Below are 19,255 nucleotides of genomic sequence, written 5' to 3' on the forward strand. Positions count from 1 at the left end.
TACCGGCCGCAAAACACTCACGTCCTGCACATCCCTGTGAAGAACTCTTACGCGGCACACAGGCAGCGGGCAGAATCCACGCCATGTCCCGTGCAGCCGCCACCGAACTCCTCGACAGCCTCGAGCCGCTCGCGTACCCGCAGCGCACACGGCTGGTCGCGGCCCACGCGCGGGCCGTCGGCCACGAGGAGCTGACGGGGCTTCTGCACGGGCTGGAGGAGTACGGGATGTACGGGAAGCGGGTCGCGATCATTGCCGCCTGCGCCGCCCGTGACACCGACTACCTCTCCGCCCGGCTCGCGCACCCCGACCCCTTCGTCCGCGGCCACGCACAGCGCGCCGCCCGCGCACGTTCCGCCGCCATCAGCGACGACGCCCTGTGGGTGGCGCTGCACGACGCGCCGTCCGCCGTGCGCGCCCAGCTGACCCGCACCATCGTCCGCGGCCGCCGCACGGAACTCGCGGACGGCCTGATCGACGCCGTCCGCACCCGCTGGGGCGACACGGAGGCCGCCCGGCTGCTGCCCGGCTGCGGGACGGAGACCGTGACGCGGCTGCTGCCCGCCCTCTTCCACGCCGTCACCGCCTGGCGCTCGCTCGCGTCCCGGCACCCGGACCTCCTCCTGGCGGAGGCGGGACGGCAGCTCGAAGACCTGCCGCACGTACTGCGGGAGCAGTGGTGGCAGCGCTACGGCGCGGGCGTCGCCCGCATCTGCGTGGGCCGGCCCCGGCGCGTACTGGACCTGCTGGAGCAGTACCGCGAAAGTGGCCTGCTCAGCCCGGAGTTCCTGCCCCACCTGGGACGGCTCGTCGCTGCCGACGCGGGGCGCGCCCTGCGGCTGCTGCTGCGTCCCGGGCAGGTCGCCGAGCTGCGCGAACTCGGCCTGCCTGTACAGGTGTTGAGGCGCCTGGTGCATACGGACCCGTCCGGCCTGGAGGATCTCGGGCGCGTCTTCAGCGGCCGCCCCGACCGATTCGCCCAGCTGCTGCGCGCGCTTCCGCCGGGCCGCCGTGCCGAGTTCCACGACATGGTGACCGACGCCGAGGAGCGCGCACACGGAGTCCTCCACGAGGACGTCCTCTCGGCGCTTCCGCACAGCCGCCGCGAGGAGGAGGCACGGCGGACGGCCCAGCAGGCACGCGCTCGCGGAGCGCACTGGTCCACCGTGCTCGCCGCCCTGGCACACCTGCCCGACGAGTCGGCGTACGCGGAGGTCACCGCCGCCACCCGCCGGCCCTCACCCGAGGACAGGGCGCGCGCCTGGCCGATGCTGGTCCGGCAGGCCGCGCACACCGCCGACCGGCACGGCGGCAACAGGACGGTGGTGACGGCTCTCGTCGCCGACATGGCGCGGCTGCGTGACGAGCACGAGTCCGTACGGGCGGCGGCGCTCGCCGCCCTCGCGGAGGTGCCGGCGCGGCTGTTCGAGGACGAGGCGGTCGACCACCTGGACCGCGTCGCCGGTGACGCCGTAGGGGTACCGGGCTCCTCGCAGGAGAGCCGTGCCGCACTGGGCCGTCTCGCCCGCTCGCTGCTGCGCGAACACGTCGCGGGCAGCCGGCAGGGTCTGGTCGGCTGGGCGCTGCGCACGACCGTGCGGCTCTCCGGCAACACCGACGGGGCGGATCTCGGTCAGCTCGACCGCCGACTTCCGTACGGACACGAGTTCGCCGTCTACGAAGCGCTGCGGTACTGGCTGGAGGCGGGCGCCGAGAACGACGACCACGGACTGACGTTCGCGCTTGCGCGAGCCGTCGGGCGGCGCGCGGCAGGCATGCCCGAACTGCAGCAACTGCTGTGGCAGGCCGTCCAGTTCGGCAGCGAGTCCACCGCCCGCACCGCCGTCGCACTGTGGCTGGACAACCCGGTCACGCGCGCGGAGAGAGCGGAGCGGGTGCTCGCGGTCGACGCCTCCGCGGCGCTGCTCCCCAGCGTCTCGCGGACGATCACGACGCGGCGCACCGATCTGCTCGACCCCGTACTCGACGTCACCCCGCCCTACGGCCGCTTCCTCAGCAAGGAGAGCCGCCGTCCCCAGCCTCCCGTCGGGCGTTGCGCGGCGCGCTGGCTGCCCCGCCAGCAGCGGGCCGCCGCAAGCCTGCTGGCGCAGGAGGCGGACGACGACGGCAGCGAGATGCATGTGCGGCGCGAGGCGCTGCGGCGGCTCGCCACCGTCCCCGGCGAGGGCGCGAGGGAGCTGCGGCTGTGGGCCAACGATCCCGTCGAGGCGGAGTCGGAGCTCGCCGACACCGCGCTTGCCGCGACGGCGCGTACCGACCGCCCCGACGAGGCGTTGCCCCTGCTGCTGGAGCACGCGCGCGACGGACGCGCCCACGTCGCCGTCCCCGCGCTGGCTCGCGTGTTCCGCCACACGGATCCCTGGCGGCTGTCCGACGTACTGCACCGCCTGCTGCTGCCGTCTCCTTCCGGGGCGACGGCGACGGCGAAGGACGACGCGGCGGCGAACGGTACGGAGGGAGCGGCGGCGGCCGCTCCGGCGGCCGGGAGCGACCGGAACGGCCAGGGCGCGGCCGAGCCGGTCGCCGGCCGCAAGGCGACGGTACGGATGGCAGTGGACTGCCTCCCGCTCGCCGAGGCGGCGGAGCTGCTGCTGAAGGTCTACTCCCTGCAGGGCCAGCACCCGGAGGTGAAGGCGGTCTGCGTCGAGTGCGCACCCCGCCTGCTCGACGACGACCGGGCCTGGGAGCTCGTCGAGTCGGCGGCTCAGGGAGTGCCCGCACTGCGGCACGCGCTGCTGCGCGTACGACCGCTCGGACTGCCCGAGCGGCACCGCGAGCGGTACGCGCGGCTGGTCTCCGGCCTGTGCCACGCGGACGACCGGGGCGTCACCGAAGCCGTCTACTCCTCGCTCGCCGACTGGGCGCTGTGGGCGCCGGACGCGGCGGCCGTACTCTCCTCGGCCGTCACCGACCTCGGCAACCGCGGAACCTGGCGGCAGGCCGCCGAAGGACTGGTCGAGCTGGTCATCACGCTGCCGGGCACAGGCCGCGCCTTCGAGCAGGTGCTGTCCGGACTCATCGCGGCGGACTCCGCGCCGGACACCCCCGACGCCCGCGCGGACCGGGACCGCCCCGCCAGGCGCCGCGTCGAGCACATCGCGCTGACCCTCGGCGACTGCGCCCGCCGGCGGCGCATCGCGCGCCGCCTCGCCGGACGTACGGGCGTACTCCTCGCCGGACACGAGGAGTTCGTACCGCTGGCGGCCCGGCTGCTCTGCTCCGCCGTGACCCTGGAGAGCGACGCCGAGACCCTCGGCAGGCAGCTGCGCGGCATCGCCGGTCTGCACAGCGGCCGGCCCGGGCTGGCGTGGCGCACGGCCGGGGAACTGCGCCGCTCGCTCGGGCCCGTACAGCGGCCGGCCGAGACCAGGGAACGGCTGCTGCCCGTCGCGCAGGACCTCGCCGCCGACGGCGGCACGGCGGCCGGGCTGCTGGCCGTGACGCTGATCGCGGCGGTCAATCCGGCGAGCGGCTGGCCGGAGCCGTGGCGTGAACTCCTGCGCTCCGTACGCCGCCACGAGGCGTCCGACGTACGGGCGGCAGCGCTGGAACTGGCGACCGACCCGGGGGAGTGACCCGTTCGCGGCACGGCGCACGGCACGCGCCGGACACCGGGCCGCACCGGACCACGTCATGCCATGCCGCACCGCCCGCACCGCGCCGCGCCTGCCGGGAAACCCGTGCGACCCGTGGGCGGAATGCCCGTAACATCGGCGGCCATGTCCGCCACTCTCGTCGCCAAGTCCCTCGCGGCCGGGCACGGCGACCGTCCGCTCTTCTCCGGCCTGGACCTCGTCGTCTCCCCGGGAGAGGTCGTGGGCCTCGTCGGCGTGAACGGTGCAGGCAAGTCCACCCTGCTGCGCATCCTGTCCGGGCTGGCCAAGCCGGAAGCGGGCGGCGTCGCACTCACACCGCCGACCGCGACCGTGGGGCACCTTCCACAGGAGCCGGAGCGCAGGCAGGGCGAGACGGTCCGCGCGTTCCTGGAGCGCCGCACCGGGGTCGCCGCCGCCCAGACCGCTCTCGACACGAGCACGCGCGCCCTTGAGGAGGACCGGCCCGGCGCCGCTGACGACTACGCCGTGGCGCTGGAGCGGTGGCTCGCCCTCGGCGCCGCCGACCTGTCCGAGAGGGCGGCCGAAGTCACCGCCCGGCTCGGCCTGGACGTCACCCTGGACCGGCCGGTGACCTCTCTGTCCGGGGGACAGGCGGCGCGTACCTCCCTCGCGTCCCTGCTGCTCAGCCGCTACGACGTCTTTCTGCTGGACGAGCCGACGAACGACCTGGACCTGGACGGGCTGCGCATTCTGGAGACCTTCGTCTCGGGGCTGCGTGCCGCCACCGTACTCGTCAGCCACGACCGTGAGTTCCTGTCGCGGACGGTGGACACCGTGCTCGAACTCGACCTGGCACAGCAGCTCGTGGGCCACTACGGCGGCGGCTACGAGAGCTACCTGGAGGAGCGCGCCCGCGCCCGCAGGCACGCACGTGAGGAGTACGACGAGTACGCGAGGACCCGTGCCGGCCTTGAGGACCGGGCACGAAAGCAGCGCGGCTGGATGGACAAGGGCGTGCGCAACGCCCGCCGGAAGATGCCCGACAACGACAAGAACGTACGGAACGCCCGCATCGAGGCGACCGAGAAGCAGGCCGCCAAGGCACGGCAGACCGAGCGGATGATCGAACGGCTGGACGCCGACGCGGTCGAAGAGCCCCGCAAGGAGTGGGAGCTGCGCATGGAGATCGCGTCGGCACCGCGTTCCGGGTCGGTCGTCGCCACCCTGCGCGGCGCCGAAGTCCGGCGCGGTGCCTTCCGGTTGGGGCCCGTGGACCTGCAGATCGACTGGCGCGACCGTGTCGCCGTCACCGGGCCCAACGGTGCGGGCAAGTCGACGCTGCTCGCCGCGCTGCTGGGCAGGACGCCACTCGACGCCGGGACCGCCTCCTCGGGCGCGGGCGTCGTGGTCGGCGAAGTCGACCAGGCGCGCCGGCTGTTCCACGGGGAGGAGAGCCTGCTGGAAGCCTTCCGGGACGCCACGTCGACGGAGCCGCAGGAAGTACGCACCCTGCTGGCGAAGTTCGGCCTCACGGCCCGGCATGTGCTGCGCCCCGCCGTGACCCTCTCACCCGGCGAGCGGACCCGTGCCGCGCTGGCGCTGCTCCAGGGGCGCGGAGTGAACCTGCTGGTGCTGGACGAGCCCACGAACCATCTCGACCTGCCCGCGATCGAGCAACTGGAGTCGGCCCTGGCCTCATACGAGGGCACCCTGCTGCTCGTCACCCATGACCGCCGCATGCTGGAGGCCGTGCGCACGACGCGGCACATCGAGGTGGCCGACGGCGTGGTGAGAGAACTTCAGCGCCGGTGACGGCCCTTGGCCCCACCGCCGTCCGGCAGTGGCCGGACCCCTCCGCGCAATCCGGCGGAGCGGCCCGGCCGGCCGTGTGCGCTCAGCGCTTCTTGCCGTCCCCGCCCAGCAGCCCGGCCCTGCGCAGCGCGTCGGCCATCTCGCTGTTGGCGGGGGCCGCGTCGCGGCGCTGCTGCCGGCCGGCGCCGCTGCGGCCGCCGCCCTGGTTGCCGCCGCCCTGCTTCCTGGCGCCCTGGTTTCCGCCGCCCTGCTTGCCGGCGCCCTGCCGTGGCCGCGGCGAGCGCTCCGTACCGCCCTGGCGGCGGCCGCCCTCCGCGCCTCCGGAGCCCTGCCCGGAGGTGTCGTCGTCCAGACGCATCGTCAGCGAGATCCGCTTCCGCGCGGCGTCGACCTCGCGGACCTTGACCTTCACGATGTCGCCGGGCTTGGCGACGTCCCGCGGGTCCTTCACGAACGTCTTCGACATCGCCGAGACATGGACGAGCCCGTCCTGGTGCACGCCGACGTCCACGAAGGCGCCGAAGGCCGCGACGTTGGTGACCACGCCCTCCAGGACCATCCCCGGCTCCAGATCCGTGAGCTTCTCCACGCCCTCCTTGAACTCCGCGGTCCTGAAGGCGGGACGCGGGTCACGGCCGGGCTTCTCCAGCTCGCGCAGGATGTCCGTGATGGTCGGCAGGCCGAACGTCCCGTCCACGAACTGCTTCGCGTCGAGCGAGTGCAGCACCGCCGTGTTGCCCACGAGCGTGGAGACGTCGGTGCCGGAGGCCTGCACCATCGTACGGACGACCGGATAGGACTCGGGGTGCACGCTGGAGGCGTCCAGCGGGTCCTCGCCGTCGCGGATGCGCAGGAAGCCCGCGCACTGCTCGTAGGCCTTCGGGCCCAGCCTTGCCACGTCCTTCAGCTCGCGGCGGCTCTTGAAGGGGCCGTTGCCGTCGCGGTGGGCGACGATGTTCTCCGCGAGCACCGTGCCGATGCCGGAGACCCGCGAAAGCAGGGGAGCGGAGGCGGTGTTGACGTCGACGCCGACGCCGTTCACGCAGTCCTCCACCACGGCGTCCAGCGAGCGCGACAGCTTCACCTCGGACAGATCGTGCTGGTACTGGCCCACACCGATCGACTTCGGGTCGATCTTGACGAGCTCCGCGAGCGGGTCCTGGAGCCTTCGTGCGATGGAGACCGCGCCGCGCAACGAGACGTCCAGCTCGGGCAGTTCCTGCGAGGCGAAGGCCGAGGCGGAGTAGACGGAGGCGCCCGCCTCCGAGACGGTGACCTTCGTCAGCTTCAACTCGGGCTGCATGGTGATGAGTTCGCCCGCCAGCTTGTCCGTCTCGCGCGACGCGGTGCCGTTGCCGATGGCGATCAGCTCGACGGAGTGCTCACGCGCCAGCGCCGCCAGCTTCGCCAGCGACTCGTCCCACTGCTTCTGCGGTGCGTGCGGATAGACGGTGTCCGTGGCGGCGACCTTGCCGGTCGCGTCGACGACGGCGACCTTCACGCCGGTACGCAGACCGGGGTCGAGGCCGAGCGTGGAGCGCGTGCCCGCGGGAGCGGCGAGCAGCAGGTCACGCAGGTTCGACGCGAAGACCCCGACGGCCTCGTCCTCGGCCGCCGTTCGCAGCCGCAGCCGCAGATCCAGGCCGAGACGCACCAGGATGCGAGTGCGCCACGCCCAGCGCACCGTCTCCGCGAGCCACGGGTCGGCGGCACGCCCCTCGTCCCGTACGCCGAAGTGGTGGGCGATCGCGCTCTCGTACGCGCCCGGCGTGCCGGGTGCGCCCTGCGCGGACTCCTCCTCCGGCTCCAGGGCCAGGTCGAGGATCTCCTCCTTCTCGCCGCGGAGCATGGCGAGCACCCGGTGCGAGGGCAGCTCGGTGAAGGCCTCCGCGTAGTCGAAGTAGTCCTTGAACTTCGCGCCCTGCTCCTCCTTGCCCTCCCGCACCCTGGCGGTGAGGCGTCCACGCAGCCACATGCGTTCGCGCAGCTCGCCGATGAGGTCGGCGTCCTCGCTGAAGCGTTCGGCGAGGATCGCGCGGGCACCCTCCAGCGCCGCGGCGGCGTCCGCGACGCCCTTCTCGGAGTCGGTGAAAGCGGCGGCCGCGGCCTCGGGTTGCACACCCGGGTCGCCCAGCAGCCCGTCGGCCAGCGGTTCGAGACCGGCTTCGCGGGCGATCTGCGCCTTGGTGCGGCGCTTGGGCTTGAACGGCAGGTAGATGTCCTCCAGGCGCGCCTTCGTCTCGGCCGTCCGGATCTGCTGCTCCAGCTTCGGTTCGAGCTTGCCCTGCGACCGTACGGATTCGAGGACCGCCTCGCGCCGCTCCTCCAGCTCCCGCAGGTAGCGCAGCCGCTCCTCCAGGGAGCGCAGCTGCGCGTCGTCGAGCGTCTCGGTCGCTTCCTTGCGGTAGCGCGCGATGAAGGGCACGGTCGACCCGCCGTCGAGCAGCTCGACGGCGGCCCTGACCTGGCGCTCCCGTACGCCGAGTTCCTCGGCGATCCTGCCTTCGATGGTCGTCGTCACGATGGTTGGTCCGCCTGTCGTCTCCCGTCGTCACGGCGGGGTCGATACGGGGGCTCAGACCCTCCGGCCTGCCCGCGATGCGCCGCCGAACAGGCGCGCCAGCAGGCGGAACGGCAGGGTCACTACGGTTGCGATGGCGCCCGCGATCATGCGGAGGCCGTCTGCGATTGCTCGGAACATGCGAGCCGGGTAGCCGTTGACGGCACGCGTAAACCGGCGGCGGTCCGCGGACCTTGCGTGCCGCCCCGCCAACCTGCCCCCGGGACTCAGTCCTTGCCGAACAGGTCCTCCGGGAAGGCGCCCGCGTTCGCGGCCGACGCGGCGAAGCCGCCTGCCAGTTCGGTGAGCCGCGCGACACCCGCCTCCCCGAGGTGCTCGTACGGGCCGCTGTCCAGGCGGTCGGTGCTGTACTCCAGCTCCTTGCGCAACGCCATGCCGTCCTCGGTGAGTTCACCGCCGGCGTCCACCAGCCCCCGCTCCCGCAGCCGCTCCTGGGCCGCCGCCCAGTCCTGCTGGTTGTAACCGCGGGTGGCCAGCACCCACTTGGGCGCCATGCCACGGCCGCTGGCGGTGTGGCTTACCAGCGCCTCCAGGGGGTCCAGGCCCTCCGAGAGCAGTACGGCTATGTGCGCGTCGCCCCGGTGCTCACGCAGGAGCGTGGCCGCGTGCCAGTACGCGAGATGCGGCGCCTCCGGTACGGGCAGATCGGCGTTGGCGGCGTAGAGCGGGCGGCCGGGACGTGTGCACGCCTCGGCCGCCTTCAGAGCGAGCTGAGCCGCCTCGGTCATCTCCGGCGAGGAGACGGCCTCGTCGCCGAGCAGCTCCCGCAGCATCGAGTCGACCGCCCGCAGCCGCGCGGCGAGCACCGTGGCGGGGGAGGCGGACTCCCACACCGCGGGCACGAAGCGTGCGACGAGAGCGTGGCTGAAGTTGTAGAAGGTGGCCGTGACCGTGCCGGCGCTCGCCGCGCCCAGGGGCGCCGCACGTCCGGCGAGGTAGACGGCGCTGGGGTCGTCGATGCCGTACGGGGCGAGCTCCTTGCCCAGCGCGGGGGAGAAGTAGACGGCGGAGTGGAGCGGGTTGACCATGTTGTGGCACCGCCGGGCGGCGCGTTCCGGGAGAGACGTCATGCCCACCACGTTACCCAGAGGTAATAGTGGTGTCGCCGGGCGTACCCGCCGCGTCTCACGGAGACCAGCGGAAGCGCGGAGCGCGCCGCTCCATGAACGCGGCGGCGCCCTCCGCCGCCTCTCCGCTCTCGGCGGCCACGCGCCGCCAGTGTCCGCTGCGGGACGGGTCCGGTGCCGGGCCGCTGAACTCCTTGGCGGCCGCCTGCGTCAGCTGCGAACGCTCCACCAGCGTGCGTGTGAAGGCCGCGACCCGCTCCTGCAGGCTCTCCCGCGGATGCACCTCGTCCACGAGACCGGTCCGCAGCGCGCGGTCGGCGTCGATCAACTCCCCGGAGAAGAGCAGGTACTTGGCCGTCGCCGGCCCCACGAGCCGTACCAGCCGCTGCGTGGAGGAGACCGGGTAGACGATGCCGAGCTTCGCCGGAGTCACCCCGAACAGCGCGCCTTCCGCGGCGAACCGCAGATCGCAAGCGGCGGCGAGCTGTGCGCCGCCTCCCACGCAGTGACCGTCCACGACGGCCAGCGCCGGCTTGGGAAACGCGCTCAGCGCCTCCTCGGCCGCCACGGCCAGCCCCTGCGAGGACTCCACGGAGTCACGCAGCGTGGAGATGTCGGCGCCCGCGCAGAAGGTGTTCTCCGCCCCGGTGACGACGAGAACGCGGACGGACGCGTCGTCCGCGAGCCCCGCCAGCAGCCCTGGCAGCTCACGCCACATGGCCTCGGTCATCGCGTTGCGCTTGGCCGGATTGTGCAGGACGAGGGTCGTCACGCCGTCGGCGTGCTCGGTGAGCAGCGCGGGCGGGTGTGCCTGGCGGCCTTGCCCCGCGGGCCGGGGCTGCTCTGCGGGTCGTGCTCGTTCCATGTACGGATCGTAGCCGGGCCATGGCCAGGGGCTGCCGCCGCGTGGATGCAAGCTCTGTCACTGAGCCGTCCCGGGCGTAAGTCTTCTGTCAAATGCCATCGATAAGTGCCGACTTGCGGTCAGTGGGCCGGACCAGGCCTCTGGCATACCAACACTCGATGCACGTACATCTGCAAGTGCACGGGCGTGCAAGAACATTCGAAGGAGAGGGGTGCCGGAGATGGAGAGCCGCGGGAGTGGTCCGCCCGGGCCGGGCGGAGTGTCCCCGCTCGCGCTGCCCGTTCAGGAACGGGACAGGGCTCGTACCTGCGAGGGGACCTGGCGGTTCACGGCTTCCGCGCTGGACTCCTCGGTGCCCCAGCTGCGGCACGCCGTGCGGGACCTCGTCCGGCGCCAGGGCGCCGTGCCGGACGAGATCCTGCAGAACCTGCTGCTGATCCTCTCCGAACTGGCCACCAACGCGGTACGGCACGCGGCCCTCCTCTCACCCGAGATCGGAGTGGAGGTGCGGCTGCAGGGCGGATGGCTGCGCATCGCCGTCGAGGACAGCCATCCCTACAGACCCAAGGCCCTGGACGCCGACCCCGATCAGGAGCACACCGGCGGAAGAGGGCTGCTGCTGGTCAAGATGATCACAGCCGAGTCGGGTGGCGTCTGCGACGTGGAACAGACCGGGACGGGAGGGAAGGTGATCTGGGCGGCCCTGCCGTTGCCGGTCGTCAGCGGCGCACTTCCGCCGATGGTGACCAGCCGGCCTCCGCTCCCGTGACCTCGCTGATCGCCGGGCGTGCCGCATCGAGCACCGTCATGAACCAGGCGGAGAACGCCCCCTCGGCGTGCCGCCGCGCCAGCTCGCCGGAGGTGACGAAGGCCGTCTCGGCGATCTCCTCGGGGTCGGGGCGCAGTTCGTCGCGCACGACCCCGGCGAAGAGGTGGTTGTACTCCTGCTCCACCAGACCCGAGTCGGGGTCGGGGTGGTTGTAGCGGACGGTGCCCGCCTCACGCAGAAGTGACGGGGCCACGCCCAGTTCCTCGTTCACGCGCCTCGCCGCGGCGGCGAACGGAGCCTCACCCGGATACGGGTGGCCGCAGCAGGTGTTGGACCACACACCGGGGGAGTGGTACTTGCCGAGCGCGCGGCGCTGAAGCAGCAGCCGTCCCGAATCGTCGAAGAGGAAGACGGAGAACGCGCGGTGCAGGCGGCCCGGCGCCACGTGGGCGGAGAGCTTCTCCGCGGTACCGATCGTGGTGCCGTCCTCGTCGACCAGTTCGAGCATGATCGGTGCCGCTGCGCTGTTCACCATGTTGACCCTTCTGTCGGGGCTGTCCGCCGTCCGCCGGCCGCGATGATCCCCAGTCTGCCGCAGATCAATGGCACAACTTCGCTTCGTGGGCAGCATGTCCGCGCGGCTCCAGCTGGAACGTGCAGTGCTCCACGTCGAAGTGGTCGCCGAGGCAGAGCTGGAGGTCGTGCAGCACCCGTTCCTGCCCTACGGAGTCCAGGGTCTGCTGGGTGACCACCACGTGCGCCGAGAGCACCGGCATGCCGGAAGTGATCGTCCACACATGCAGGTCGTGCAGCCCGACCACGCCGTCCACGGCGAGGATGTGCTCGCGCACCTCGGCCATGTCCACATCGCGCGGGGCCGATTCCAGCAGCACGTCCAGGGCCTCGCGCGCCAGCCGGAGCGTACGCGGGACGATCATCGCTCCGATTACGAGCGAGGCGGCGGGGTCGGCGCCTTGCCAGCCCGTCGTCGCGACGACGAGCGCGGAGAGCAGCACGGCCAGCGAGCCCAGTGCGTCCGCCAGCACTTCCAGGAAGGCACCCCGCACATTGAGGCTCTCGCGCTGGCCGCGCAGCAGCAGCGAGAGCGAAATGACGTTCGCCACAAGGCCGATGGCGCCGAACACCGCGGTCAGGGCGCCGTCGGTGCCGGCCGGCTCGATGAAGCGCTCCACCGCCTCGAAGAGGATGTAGCCGCCGACGCCCAGCAGCAGCAGGCAGTTGGCCAGCGCGGCGAGGATCTCGGCGCGGGCGAGGCCGAACGTGCGCCGCTCGCTCGCGGGCTTGTTGGCGAAGTGGATCGCGAGCAGCGCCATGCCGAGCCCGAGCGCGTCGGTGGCCATGTGCCCGGCGTCCGCCAGCAGGGCGAGCGAATCGGCGAGCAGTCCGCCGGTGATCTGCGTGACCAGCACGGCGAGAGTGATGAACAGCGCGACACGCAGCCGCCTGCGGTACGCGGCGGCCGCCGTGCCGCCCGCCGCCGGAGCGGGCCCTCCGTGAGCGTGCCCAGCGCCCATCGCTGCGAGCCTCCGCGTCCTCGGTCCCTGCGCCGTGCGGCGCCTGTCGGTGGCAAGTGAACTACGCCCGACGGGCAGGTGCAACGCGACGCTGAACACCGTTGTCATGTGCTGTGACCTGGGGTTTCCGTCCGAGGTCAGGTGCGAGCGAAGCCGGCGTGCACCGTGCTGTCGCGGGGTGCCGCCGTGCCTGCGGTGCCTGACGGGCCAGCGGCCCCCAGGACCGGGGACCGCCCCCTCAGCGGGCGCCGGGATGACGCAGGCACCAGCCCTCCCACGCGGACGCGATCATCTCCCGCACGCTGTGCCGGGCCGTCCAGCCGAGCTCCTTCTCCGCGAGCTCCGCCGACGCGACCACGCGTGCCGGGTCGCCCGGCCGCCGCTCGGCGACCCTGGCGGGATCGGGCTTCCCCGTGACCTCGGCGACGAGGTCCGCCATCTCCCGTACGGACAGGCCCCTGCCCGTACCGATGTTCACGGTGAGGTCGCCCGCGGCCTCGCCCGCGGGTGCGGAGAGCCGCCGCGCGGCCGCCAGATGCGCCTCGGCCAGATCCTGCACGTGGATGTAGTCGCGGACGCAGGTGCCGTCCGGAGTCGGATAGTCGTCGCCGAAGATCAGCGGCGCCTCGCCGCGGGTCAGGGCGTCGAAGAACATCGGCACGATGTTGAAGACCCCGGTGTCGGCCAGCCGCGGCTCGGCGGCGCCCGCGACGTTGAAGTAACGCAGACAGGTCGTGGCGATGCCCTCGGCGAGCCCGGTGGAGCGCACGAGCCACTCTCCGGTGAGCTTCGTCTCACCGTAGGGATTCATCGGCACGCACGGCGTCTCCTCGGTGACGAGGTCCACGTCCGGCGTGCCGTAGACGGCGGCGGAGGAGGAGAAGACGAAGCGGCGCACCCCTGCCGCGACGACGGCCTCCAGCAGCACCGTCAGCCCGTGCACGTTCTCCCGGTAGTAGCGCAGGGGCTGCTCGACGGACTCCCCGACCTGCTTGCGGGCGGCCAGATGCACCACGCCCGTGACCTCGTGCTCCGCGAACGTCCGGTCCAGCAGCGCCCGGTCCAGGACCGAGCCCCGCACCAGGACCGGATCCGGCCCTGGCATGCCCTCCAGACGCTCCGGCACCCCCGCCGAGAGATCGTCCAGGACGGTCACCCGCTCCCCGGCCGCCGCCATCGCCCGCGCCACGTGTGCGCCGATGTATCCCGCCCCACCTGTGATCAACCACGTCATATCGGCAGCCTATCCGCAGCCGCGGACGGCGGACCGGGCTCCGGATCCCGCCGGCCGCACGCAGGAGCCTCCGGCCGCCAGGACCGCCGGAGGGCACCACCCGAACGAGGTCGCGCGGGTCCGGCACCGTACCGGCACCACGGAGCGGGTACGGGCGGCCGGCACCCGCATTTGTCGCACCGTCCAAGATCGACCATGCTGTGCCGCGGCAGTGCAACGCCCGCCGGGTGAACGCGCGATGAAAGCCCGCCCGTTCGATCCGATAGCCTCTGCCGACGCGCCGCCCGCCACCGTACGGGCCAGGCGCACCCTGCCCGTTGCCCGGCCGCCCCGGCCGCAGAACGCGCTGTGCCGGCGCCGCCGTGCCGGCGTCCAAGGAGTGAGTTCGACTGTCGACCGCCATCCTCACCGGTCCGCCGGTCGCGGGGTCGCCGCTGGAGAGCGACCTGCGGTCGCTGGGGTTCGACGTGCGCGTCGCGGCGGAGGCCGGCCAGGTCCCGGCGGAGGTCGCGGCCGTTCCGGCCGGCACCGCGGTAGCGCTCGTCGATCCGGGCTTCGTCGGCCACGTCCACGCCCTGCGGCTCGCGCTGACCGACCCCCGCTTCCCGGCGGGTGCGGTCACCGGCGCGCTCTCCGTACGGGCCCCGGCGCGCGGCGCGCTCACCCGCGCCCTGCACGAGGCGGACTCCGCGGGCGCGGCCCCTGCCCCGCCAGAGCCTTCGGCGGGTGCCGCCGTGCGTACCGGTGAGGACGAGGGCGCCGCCGTCACGGCTCCGCCTCGCACCCTGCCGGACGCCGTGGCCGAGGCGCTGACGGCGGGCGGCGTCGACGTGCACCACCCCGAGCTGGGCACCCTGGTCGCCTCCGTGCCCACCGACGACGGCGCCCGCGCCGAAGCCCGCGAGGCCGTCGCCGCCGTCGACGACGAGGCCGTCCGGCTGCGCAACGCGGTGAAGGCGCGGGACGGCTTCTTCACCACCTTCTGCGTCAGCCCGTACTCCCGCTACATCGCACGCTGGTGCGCGCGCCGTGGCCTCACGCCGAACCAGGTCACCACCGCCTCCCTGGTGACCGCCCTTATCGCCGCAGCCTGTGCCGCCACCGGCACCCGCGGCGGCTTCGTCGCCGCCGGCGTGCTGCTGATCGCGTCCTTCGTGCTGGACGCGACCGACGGCCAGCTCGCCCGCTACGACCTGCAGTACTCGACCCTCGGCGCCTGGCTCGACGCCACCTTCGACCGGGCCAAGGAGTACGCCTACTACGCGGGCCTCGCCCTGGGCGCCTCCCGCGGCGGCGACGACGTATGGGCACTGGCCCTCGGCGCGATGGTGCTGCAGACCGTCCGGCACGTCGTCGACTTCTCCTTCAACGAGGCCAACCACGACGCCGCCGCCAACACCAGCCCCACAGCGGCCCTCTCCAGCAGGCTCGACAGCGTCGGCTGGACGGTGTGGCTGCGCCGCATGATCGTGCTCCCGATCGGCGAACGCTGGGCGCTCATCGCGGTACTGACCGCGTGCACCACACCCCGCATCACCCTCGTCGTGCTCCTGGCCGGCTGCGCGCTCGCCGCCTGCTACACCACCGCTGGCCGCGTGCTGCGCTCGCTCACGAGGAAGGCCCGCCGCACCGACCGCGCGGCGCGTGCCCTCGCCGATCTCGCGGACAGCGGCCCCCTCGCCGGGGGCTTCGCCTCCCTGGCCCGCCGTGCCGGCCTGCGCCTGCCCGGTTACGGGCCGCCGGCGCTCGCGTTCATCGGTACCGCCCTGCTCCTCGCCACCGCGCTGTGGACGCCGCAGGGCAGCGTCTGGCCCTTCGTCGCCGTCCTTGTCTACGCACTGACCTCGGGCTTCGCCGTCGCAGGGCCGCTGCGGGGGCCGCTGGACTGGCTCGCGCCGCCCTTGTTCCGTACAGCCGAATACGTGCTCGTGCTCGTCCTTGCGGTACGCGCGGAACAAGCGGGGGTGAACGGCGCGCTGCCCGCCGCTTTCGGGCTGGTGGCGGCGGTCGCCTACCATCACTACGACACGGTGTACCGCATCCGCGGCGGCACCGGCGCGCCTCCCCGCTGGCTTGTCCGTGCGACCGGGGGGCACGAAGGACGAGCCCTGGCCGTCGCCCTCGCCTCGGCCCTCTGGGCGGCCGGCGAAGGCCGCGGCGACCAGGGCCCAGGTTTGACAGGTTTCACCATCGCGCTGACCACGCTCGCCGTGGCCATCGCGGCAGTGGTGCTCGTCGAGAGCATCCGCTTCTGGGTGTCCTCCAAAGCACCCGCCGTACACGACGAAACAGGAGAACCCGCATGATCGGCCTCGTGCTGGCCGCCGGCGCCGGACGGCGTCTGCGCCCCTACACCGACACCCTCCCCAAGGCGCTCGTTCCGGTGGGCCCCGAAGGCGACGAGGAGTCCCAGACCGTCCTCGACATCGCCCTCGCCAACTTCGCCGCGGTCGGCCTCACCGACGTCGCCGTCGTCGTCGGCTACCGCAAGGAGGCCGTGTACGAGCGCAAGGAGGCCCTGGAGAAGAAGCACGGGGTCAAGCTCACCCTCGTCGACAACGACAAGGCCGAGGAGTGGAACAACGCCTACTCCCTGTGGTGCGCGCGTGACGTCATCAAGCAGGGCGCCCTGCTGGCCAACGGCGACACCGTCCACCCCGTCTCCGTCGAGAAGACCCTCCTCGACGCCCGCGGCGGCGGCCAGAAGATCATCCTCGCTCTCGACACGGTCAAGCCGCTGGACGAGGAGGAGATGAAGGTCGTCACCGACCCCGAGAAGGGCGTCCAGCAGATCACCAAGCTGATGGACCCGGCGACGGCGAACGGCGAGTACATCGGTCTGACCCTGATCGAGCCGGAGGCCGCCGAGGAGCTGGCCGACGCCCTGAAGACCACCTTCGAGCGCGACCCGCAGCTCTACTACGAGGACGGCTACCAGGAGCTGGTCAACCGCGGCTTCAAGGTCGACGTCGCCCCCATCGGCGACGTGAAGTGGGTCGAGATCGACAATCACGACGACCTCGCCAAGGGCCGGGAGATCGCATGCCAGTACTGACCCGCCTCATTCCGTCGCCCGTCGTCGTCGACATCAGCCGCGGCGCCCTGGACGACCTGGCGGGCCTGCTGGCCGATCAGCGGATCTCCTCCAACGGCAAGCTCGCCTTCGCCATCAGCGGTGGCTCGGGCGCGGCTCTGCGTGAGCGCTTCGCCCCCGCCCTCCCCAGCGCGTCCTGGTACGAGGTCGGCGGCGGCACCATCGACGACGCCATCAAGCTCGCGGACGCCATGAAGTCCGGGCGCTACGACGCCGTCGTCGGCCTGGGCGGCGGCAAGATCATCGACTGTGCGAAGTTCGCTGCCGCCCGCATCGGCCTGCCCCTGGTCGCCGTGGCCACCAACCTCAGCCATGACGGCCTGTGTTCGCCGGTCGCGACCCTCGACAACGACGCGGGCCGCGGCTCGTACGGAGTGCCCAACCCGATCGCCGTCGTCATCGACCTCGACGTCATCAGGGAGGCCCCGGCCCGGTTTGTACGCTCCGGGATCGGCGACGCCATCTCCAACATCTCCGCCGTACGGGACTGGGAACTGGCCCACACCGTGCGCGGCGAGGACATCGACGGCCTCGCCGCCGCCATGGCCCGCCAGGCGGGGGAGGCCGTGCTGCGCCACCCCGGCGGAGTCGGTGAGGACGCCTTCCTCCAAGTGCTCGCGGAGGGCCTGGTGATGACCGGCATCTCGATGTCGGTCGCCGGCGACAGCCGCCCGGCGTCGGGCGCGTGCCACGAGATCAACCACGCCTTCGACCTGCTCTACCCCAAGCGCGCCGCCAGCCACGGCGAACAGTGCGGTCTCGGGGCGGCGTTCGCCACGTTCCTGCGCGGCGACCGGGAGATGTCGATGCTGATGGTCGAGGTGCTGCAGCGCCACGGCCTGCCCGTATTGCCTCACGAAATCGGCTTCGACGAGGACGAGTTCGTGAAAGTGACGGAGTACGCCCCGGACACCAGGCCCGGGCGGTACACCATTCTCGAACACCTCGACCTGTCCGCCGACCAGATCAGGGACGCATACCGCGACTATGCACAAGCCATCAGTAGCTGAGCTCCGGCCGGTCGTTCATCCCGCGGGTGTGAAGGACCGGCGCAGCGGTGAGCACTGGGCCGGCCGGCTCTACATGCGCGAGGTCTCACTGCGCATGGACCGGCACCTGGTGAACACGCGGGTGACGCCCAATCAGCTCACCTACCTGATGACTGTCGCCGCATTCCTCGCCGCCCCTGCCCTGCTGGTGCCGGGGATCGGCGGGGCCGTGCTGGGCGTGGTGATGGTTCAGCTCTATCTGCTCCTCGACTGCGTGGACGGCGAACTGGCCCGCTGGAAGCAGCAGTACTCGCTCGGCGGTGTGTACCTGGACCGGGTCGGCGCCTATGTGTGCGACGCCGCCGTCCTGGTGGGCTTCGGCCTGCGCGCCGCCGACCTGTGGGGCGGGGGCCGGGTGGACTGGCTGTGGGCCTTTCTGGGCACCCTCGCCGCGCTCGGCGCCGTGATGATCAAAGCGGAGACCGACCTCGTGGGCGTGGCCCGTCACCAGAGCGGGCTGCCGCCCGTGAAGGAGTCCGCGAGCGAGCCGCGCTCGTCGGGTGTGGCGCTCGCCCGCAAGGCCGCCGCGGCGCTCAAGTTCCACCGCCTGATACTCGGGATCGAGGCCTCGCTGCTGATCCTGGTCCTCGCGGTCGTCGACATGATCGCCGGGGGCCTCTTCTTCACCAGGCTCGGAGTCGCCGTGCTCGCCGGCATCGCCGTCGTCCAGACGCTGCTGCATCTGGTGTCCATCCTCGCCTCCAGCAGGCTCAAGTGACGGAGGGAGCCGCCACCATGCCGCAGCAGAGCCCGGAGCGTTCCGCGCAGTCCCCGAGGCTCGGCGCCGTCGTCCTCACGATGGGCAACCGCCCCGAGGAGCTGCGGGCGCTGCTCGACTCCGTGGCCAAACAGGACGGCGAGCCGGTCGAGACCGTCGTGGTGGGTAACGGCGCGCCGCTGCCCGCGTTGCCGGAAGGTGTACGGACGGTCGAGCTTCCGGAAAATCTCGGCATCCCCGGAGGCCGCAACGTCGGCATCGAGGCCTTCGGGCCCTCCGGCGCCGAAGTCGACGTGCTGCTCTTCCTCGACGACGACGGACTGCTGCCGGACACCGGCACCGCCGAGCTCGTACGCGAGGCCTTCGCCGCCGATCCGTCGCTGGGCATCATCAGTTTCCGCATCGCCGATCCGGACACCGGCGAGACACAGCGCCGCCATGTTCCCAGGCTGCGGGCCGCGGACCCGATGCGTTCCTCCCGGGTCACGACCTTCCTCGGCGGCGCCAACGCCGTACGCACGAAGGTCGTCGCCGAAGTCGGCGGACTGCCCGACGAGTTCTTCTACGCCCACGAGGAGACGGACCTCGCCTGGCGGGCCCTGGACGCCGGCTGGTCGATCGACTACCGGGCCGACATGGTGCTGCACCACCCCACCACCGCGCCCAGCCGGCACGCGGTCTACCACCGCATGGTGGCCCGCAACCGCGTCTGGCTCGCCCGCCGGAACCTGCCCGTCCTGCTCATCCCCGTCTACCTCGGAGTCTGGCTGCTCCTGACGCTCGCCCGCCGTCCCTCGCGCCCGGCGCTGCGCGCGTGGCTCGGCGGCTTCAGGGAGGGGTGGACCAAACCGTGCGGTGCCCGCAGACCGATGCGGTGGCGTACGGTGTGGCGGCTGACCCGACTAGGTCGCCCGCCCGTGATCTGACAAGCTCGTCTCCAGCAGCACAATTTC

The 19,255-nt window shown here is 72.4% G+C and carries 15 protein-coding genes; 8 read left to right on the plus strand and 7 right to left on the minus strand.

Features of this window, described 5'->3' with window-relative positions; translation table 11 throughout:
* Positions 1 to 83: 83 nt before the first annotated feature.
* The gene (locus tag AN215_RS05030; RefSeq protein ID WP_070010015.1) at positions 84 to 3,596 is read left to right on the plus strand and encodes a hypothetical protein; all 3,513 of its coding nucleotides are present in this window, start codon (positions 84 to 86) and stop codon (positions 3,594 to 3,596) included.
* A 144-nt stretch (positions 3,597 to 3,740) separates the two neighbouring features.
* Positions 3,741 to 5,390, plus strand: coding sequence for an ABC-F family ATP-binding cassette domain-containing protein (locus AN215_RS05035; RefSeq protein WP_070010014.1), 1,650 nt, complete (start codon positions 3,741 to 3,743; stop codon positions 5,388 to 5,390).
* 82 nt (positions 5,391 to 5,472) lie between these two features.
* Here the strand turns inward: AN215_RS05035 and AN215_RS05040 are convergent, their stop codons facing one another.
* From AN215_RS05040 to AN215_RS05050, 4 genes are all read right to left on the minus strand, one after another.
* A complete protein-coding gene (locus AN215_RS05040) occupies positions 5,473 to 7,911 on the minus strand; it encodes a Tex family protein (protein ID WP_070010013.1) in 2,439 nt (812 codons plus the stop codon).
* 54 nt (positions 7,912 to 7,965) lie between these two features.
* Positions 7,966 to 8,091, minus strand: a complete 126-nt coding sequence (locus AN215_RS30605; RefSeq protein WP_253186427.1) for an LPFR motif small protein — start codon at positions 8,089 to 8,091, stop codon at positions 7,966 to 7,968.
* Positions 8,092 to 8,177: 86 nt separating this feature from the next.
* A complete protein-coding gene (locus AN215_RS05045; RefSeq protein ID WP_070010012.1) occupies positions 8,178 to 9,041 on the minus strand; it encodes an SCO6745 family protein in 864 nt (287 codons plus the stop codon).
* Positions 9,042 to 9,096: 55 nt separating this feature from the next.
* Entirely contained in the window at positions 9,097 to 9,903 is an 807-nt protein-coding gene (locus AN215_RS05050; RefSeq protein WP_079122702.1) for an enoyl-CoA hydratase/isomerase family protein, read from the minus strand.
* A 220-nt stretch (positions 9,904 to 10,123) separates the two neighbouring features.
* Here AN215_RS05050 and AN215_RS05055 point away from each other — a divergent pair, with 220 nt between their 5' ends.
* On the plus strand, positions 10,124 to 10,672 hold the full coding sequence (locus tag AN215_RS05055) for an ATP-binding protein (protein WP_079122784.1): 549 nt from the start codon (positions 10,124 to 10,126) through the stop codon (positions 10,670 to 10,672).
* Here the strand turns inward: AN215_RS05055 and idi are convergent.
* The 3 genes from idi to galE form a co-directional block, all read right to left on the minus strand.
* Positions 10,623 to 11,207, minus strand: coding sequence for an isopentenyl-diphosphate Delta-isomerase (gene idi / locus AN215_RS05060; protein ID WP_070010011.1), 585 nt, complete (start codon positions 11,205 to 11,207; stop codon positions 10,623 to 10,625). The genes AN215_RS05055 and idi overlap by 50 nt on opposite strands.
* 64 nt (positions 11,208 to 11,271) lie before the next feature.
* Entirely contained in the window at positions 11,272 to 12,207 is a 936-nt protein-coding gene (locus AN215_RS05065) for a cation diffusion facilitator family transporter (RefSeq protein WP_070010010.1), read from the minus strand.
* Positions 12,208 to 12,445: 238 nt separating this feature from the next.
* Complete coding sequence (galE, locus tag AN215_RS05070) at positions 12,446 to 13,441, minus strand: UDP-glucose 4-epimerase GalE (protein ID WP_070010009.1); 996 nt, start codon at positions 13,439 to 13,441, stop codon at positions 12,446 to 12,448.
* Between the two features lie 389 nt (positions 13,442 to 13,830).
* Between galE and AN215_RS05075 the strand changes: the two genes are divergently transcribed.
* The 5 genes from AN215_RS05075 to AN215_RS05095 are packed head-to-tail and all read left to right on the plus strand — an operon-like array spanning position 13,831 to position 19,228.
* On the plus strand, positions 13,831 to 15,747 hold the full coding sequence (locus AN215_RS05075) for a DUF5941 domain-containing protein (RefSeq protein WP_070031115.1): 1,917 nt from the start codon (positions 13,831 to 13,833) through the stop codon (positions 15,745 to 15,747).
* The gene (locus AN215_RS05080; protein WP_070010007.1) at positions 15,744 to 16,496 is read left to right on the plus strand and encodes a phosphocholine cytidylyltransferase family protein; all 753 of its coding nucleotides are present in this window, start codon (positions 15,744 to 15,746) and stop codon (positions 16,494 to 16,496) included. The genes AN215_RS05075 and AN215_RS05080 overlap by 4 nt, the downstream gene beginning before the upstream one ends.
* The gene (locus tag AN215_RS05085) at positions 16,484 to 17,545 is read left to right on the plus strand and encodes an iron-containing alcohol dehydrogenase family protein (protein ID WP_070010006.1); all 1,062 of its coding nucleotides are present in this window, start codon (positions 16,484 to 16,486) and stop codon (positions 17,543 to 17,545) included. Before AN215_RS05080 ends, AN215_RS05085 begins: the two co-directional genes overlap by 13 nt.
* Complete coding sequence (locus AN215_RS05090; protein ID WP_079122785.1) at positions 17,523 to 18,302, plus strand: CDP-alcohol phosphatidyltransferase family protein; 780 nt, start codon at positions 17,523 to 17,525, stop codon at positions 18,300 to 18,302. Before AN215_RS05085 ends, AN215_RS05090 begins: the two co-directional genes overlap by 23 nt.
* A gap of 17 nt (positions 18,303 to 18,319) precedes the next feature.
* Positions 18,320 to 19,228, plus strand: a complete 909-nt coding sequence (locus tag AN215_RS05095) for a glycosyltransferase family 2 protein (protein WP_070010331.1) — start codon at positions 18,320 to 18,322, stop codon at positions 19,226 to 19,228.
* The last annotated feature ends 27 nt before the right edge of the window (positions 19,229 to 19,255 follow it).

Origin of the sequence: Streptomyces abyssalis (assembly GCF_001751365.1) — a bacterium.
Taxonomy (GTDB): Bacteria; Actinomycetota; Actinomycetes; order Streptomycetales; family Streptomycetaceae; genus Streptomyces; species Streptomyces abyssalis.

Bases quoted from the DNA above. Each gene is read 5' to 3' on its own strand.
- AN215_RS05030 (WP_070010015.1), top strand. From the start codon at position 84: ATGTCCCGTGCAGCCGCCACCGAACTCCTCGACAGCCTCGAGCCGCTC.
- AN215_RS05035 (WP_070010014.1), top strand. From the start codon at position 3,741: ATGTCCGCCACTCTCGTCGCCAAGTCCCTCGCGGCCGGGCACGGCGAC.
- AN215_RS30605 (WP_253186427.1), bottom strand. From the start codon at position 8,091: ATGTTCCGAGCAATCGCAGACGGCCTCCGCATGATCGCGGGCGCCATC.
- AN215_RS05045 (WP_070010012.1), bottom strand. From the start codon at position 9,041: ATGACGTCTCTCCCGGAACGCGCCGCCCGGCGGTGCCACAACATGGTC.
- AN215_RS05050 (WP_079122702.1), bottom strand. From the start codon at position 9,903: ATGGAACGAGCACGACCCGCAGAGCAGCCCCGGCCCGCGGGGCAAGGC.
- AN215_RS05055 (WP_079122784.1), top strand. From the start codon at position 10,124: ATGGAGAGCCGCGGGAGTGGTCCGCCCGGGCCGGGCGGAGTGTCCCCG.
- idi (WP_070010011.1), bottom strand. From the start codon at position 11,207: ATGGTGAACAGCGCAGCGGCACCGATCATGCTCGAACTGGTCGACGAG.
- AN215_RS05065 (WP_070010010.1), bottom strand. From the start codon at position 12,207: ATGGGCGCTGGGCACGCTCACGGAGGGCCCGCTCCGGCGGCGGGCGGC.
- galE (WP_070010009.1), bottom strand. From the start codon at position 13,441: ATGACGTGGTTGATCACAGGTGGGGCGGGATACATCGGCGCACACGTG.
- AN215_RS05080 (WP_070010007.1), top strand. From the start codon at position 15,744: ATGATCGGCCTCGTGCTGGCCGCCGGCGCCGGACGGCGTCTGCGCCCC.
- AN215_RS05085 (WP_070010006.1), top strand. From the start codon at position 16,484: ATGCCAGTACTGACCCGCCTCATTCCGTCGCCCGTCGTCGTCGACATC.
- AN215_RS05090 (WP_079122785.1), top strand. From the start codon at position 17,523: ATGCACAAGCCATCAGTAGCTGAGCTCCGGCCGGTCGTTCATCCCGCG.
- AN215_RS05095 (WP_070010331.1), top strand. From the start codon at position 18,320: ATGCCGCAGCAGAGCCCGGAGCGTTCCGCGCAGTCCCCGAGGCTCGGC.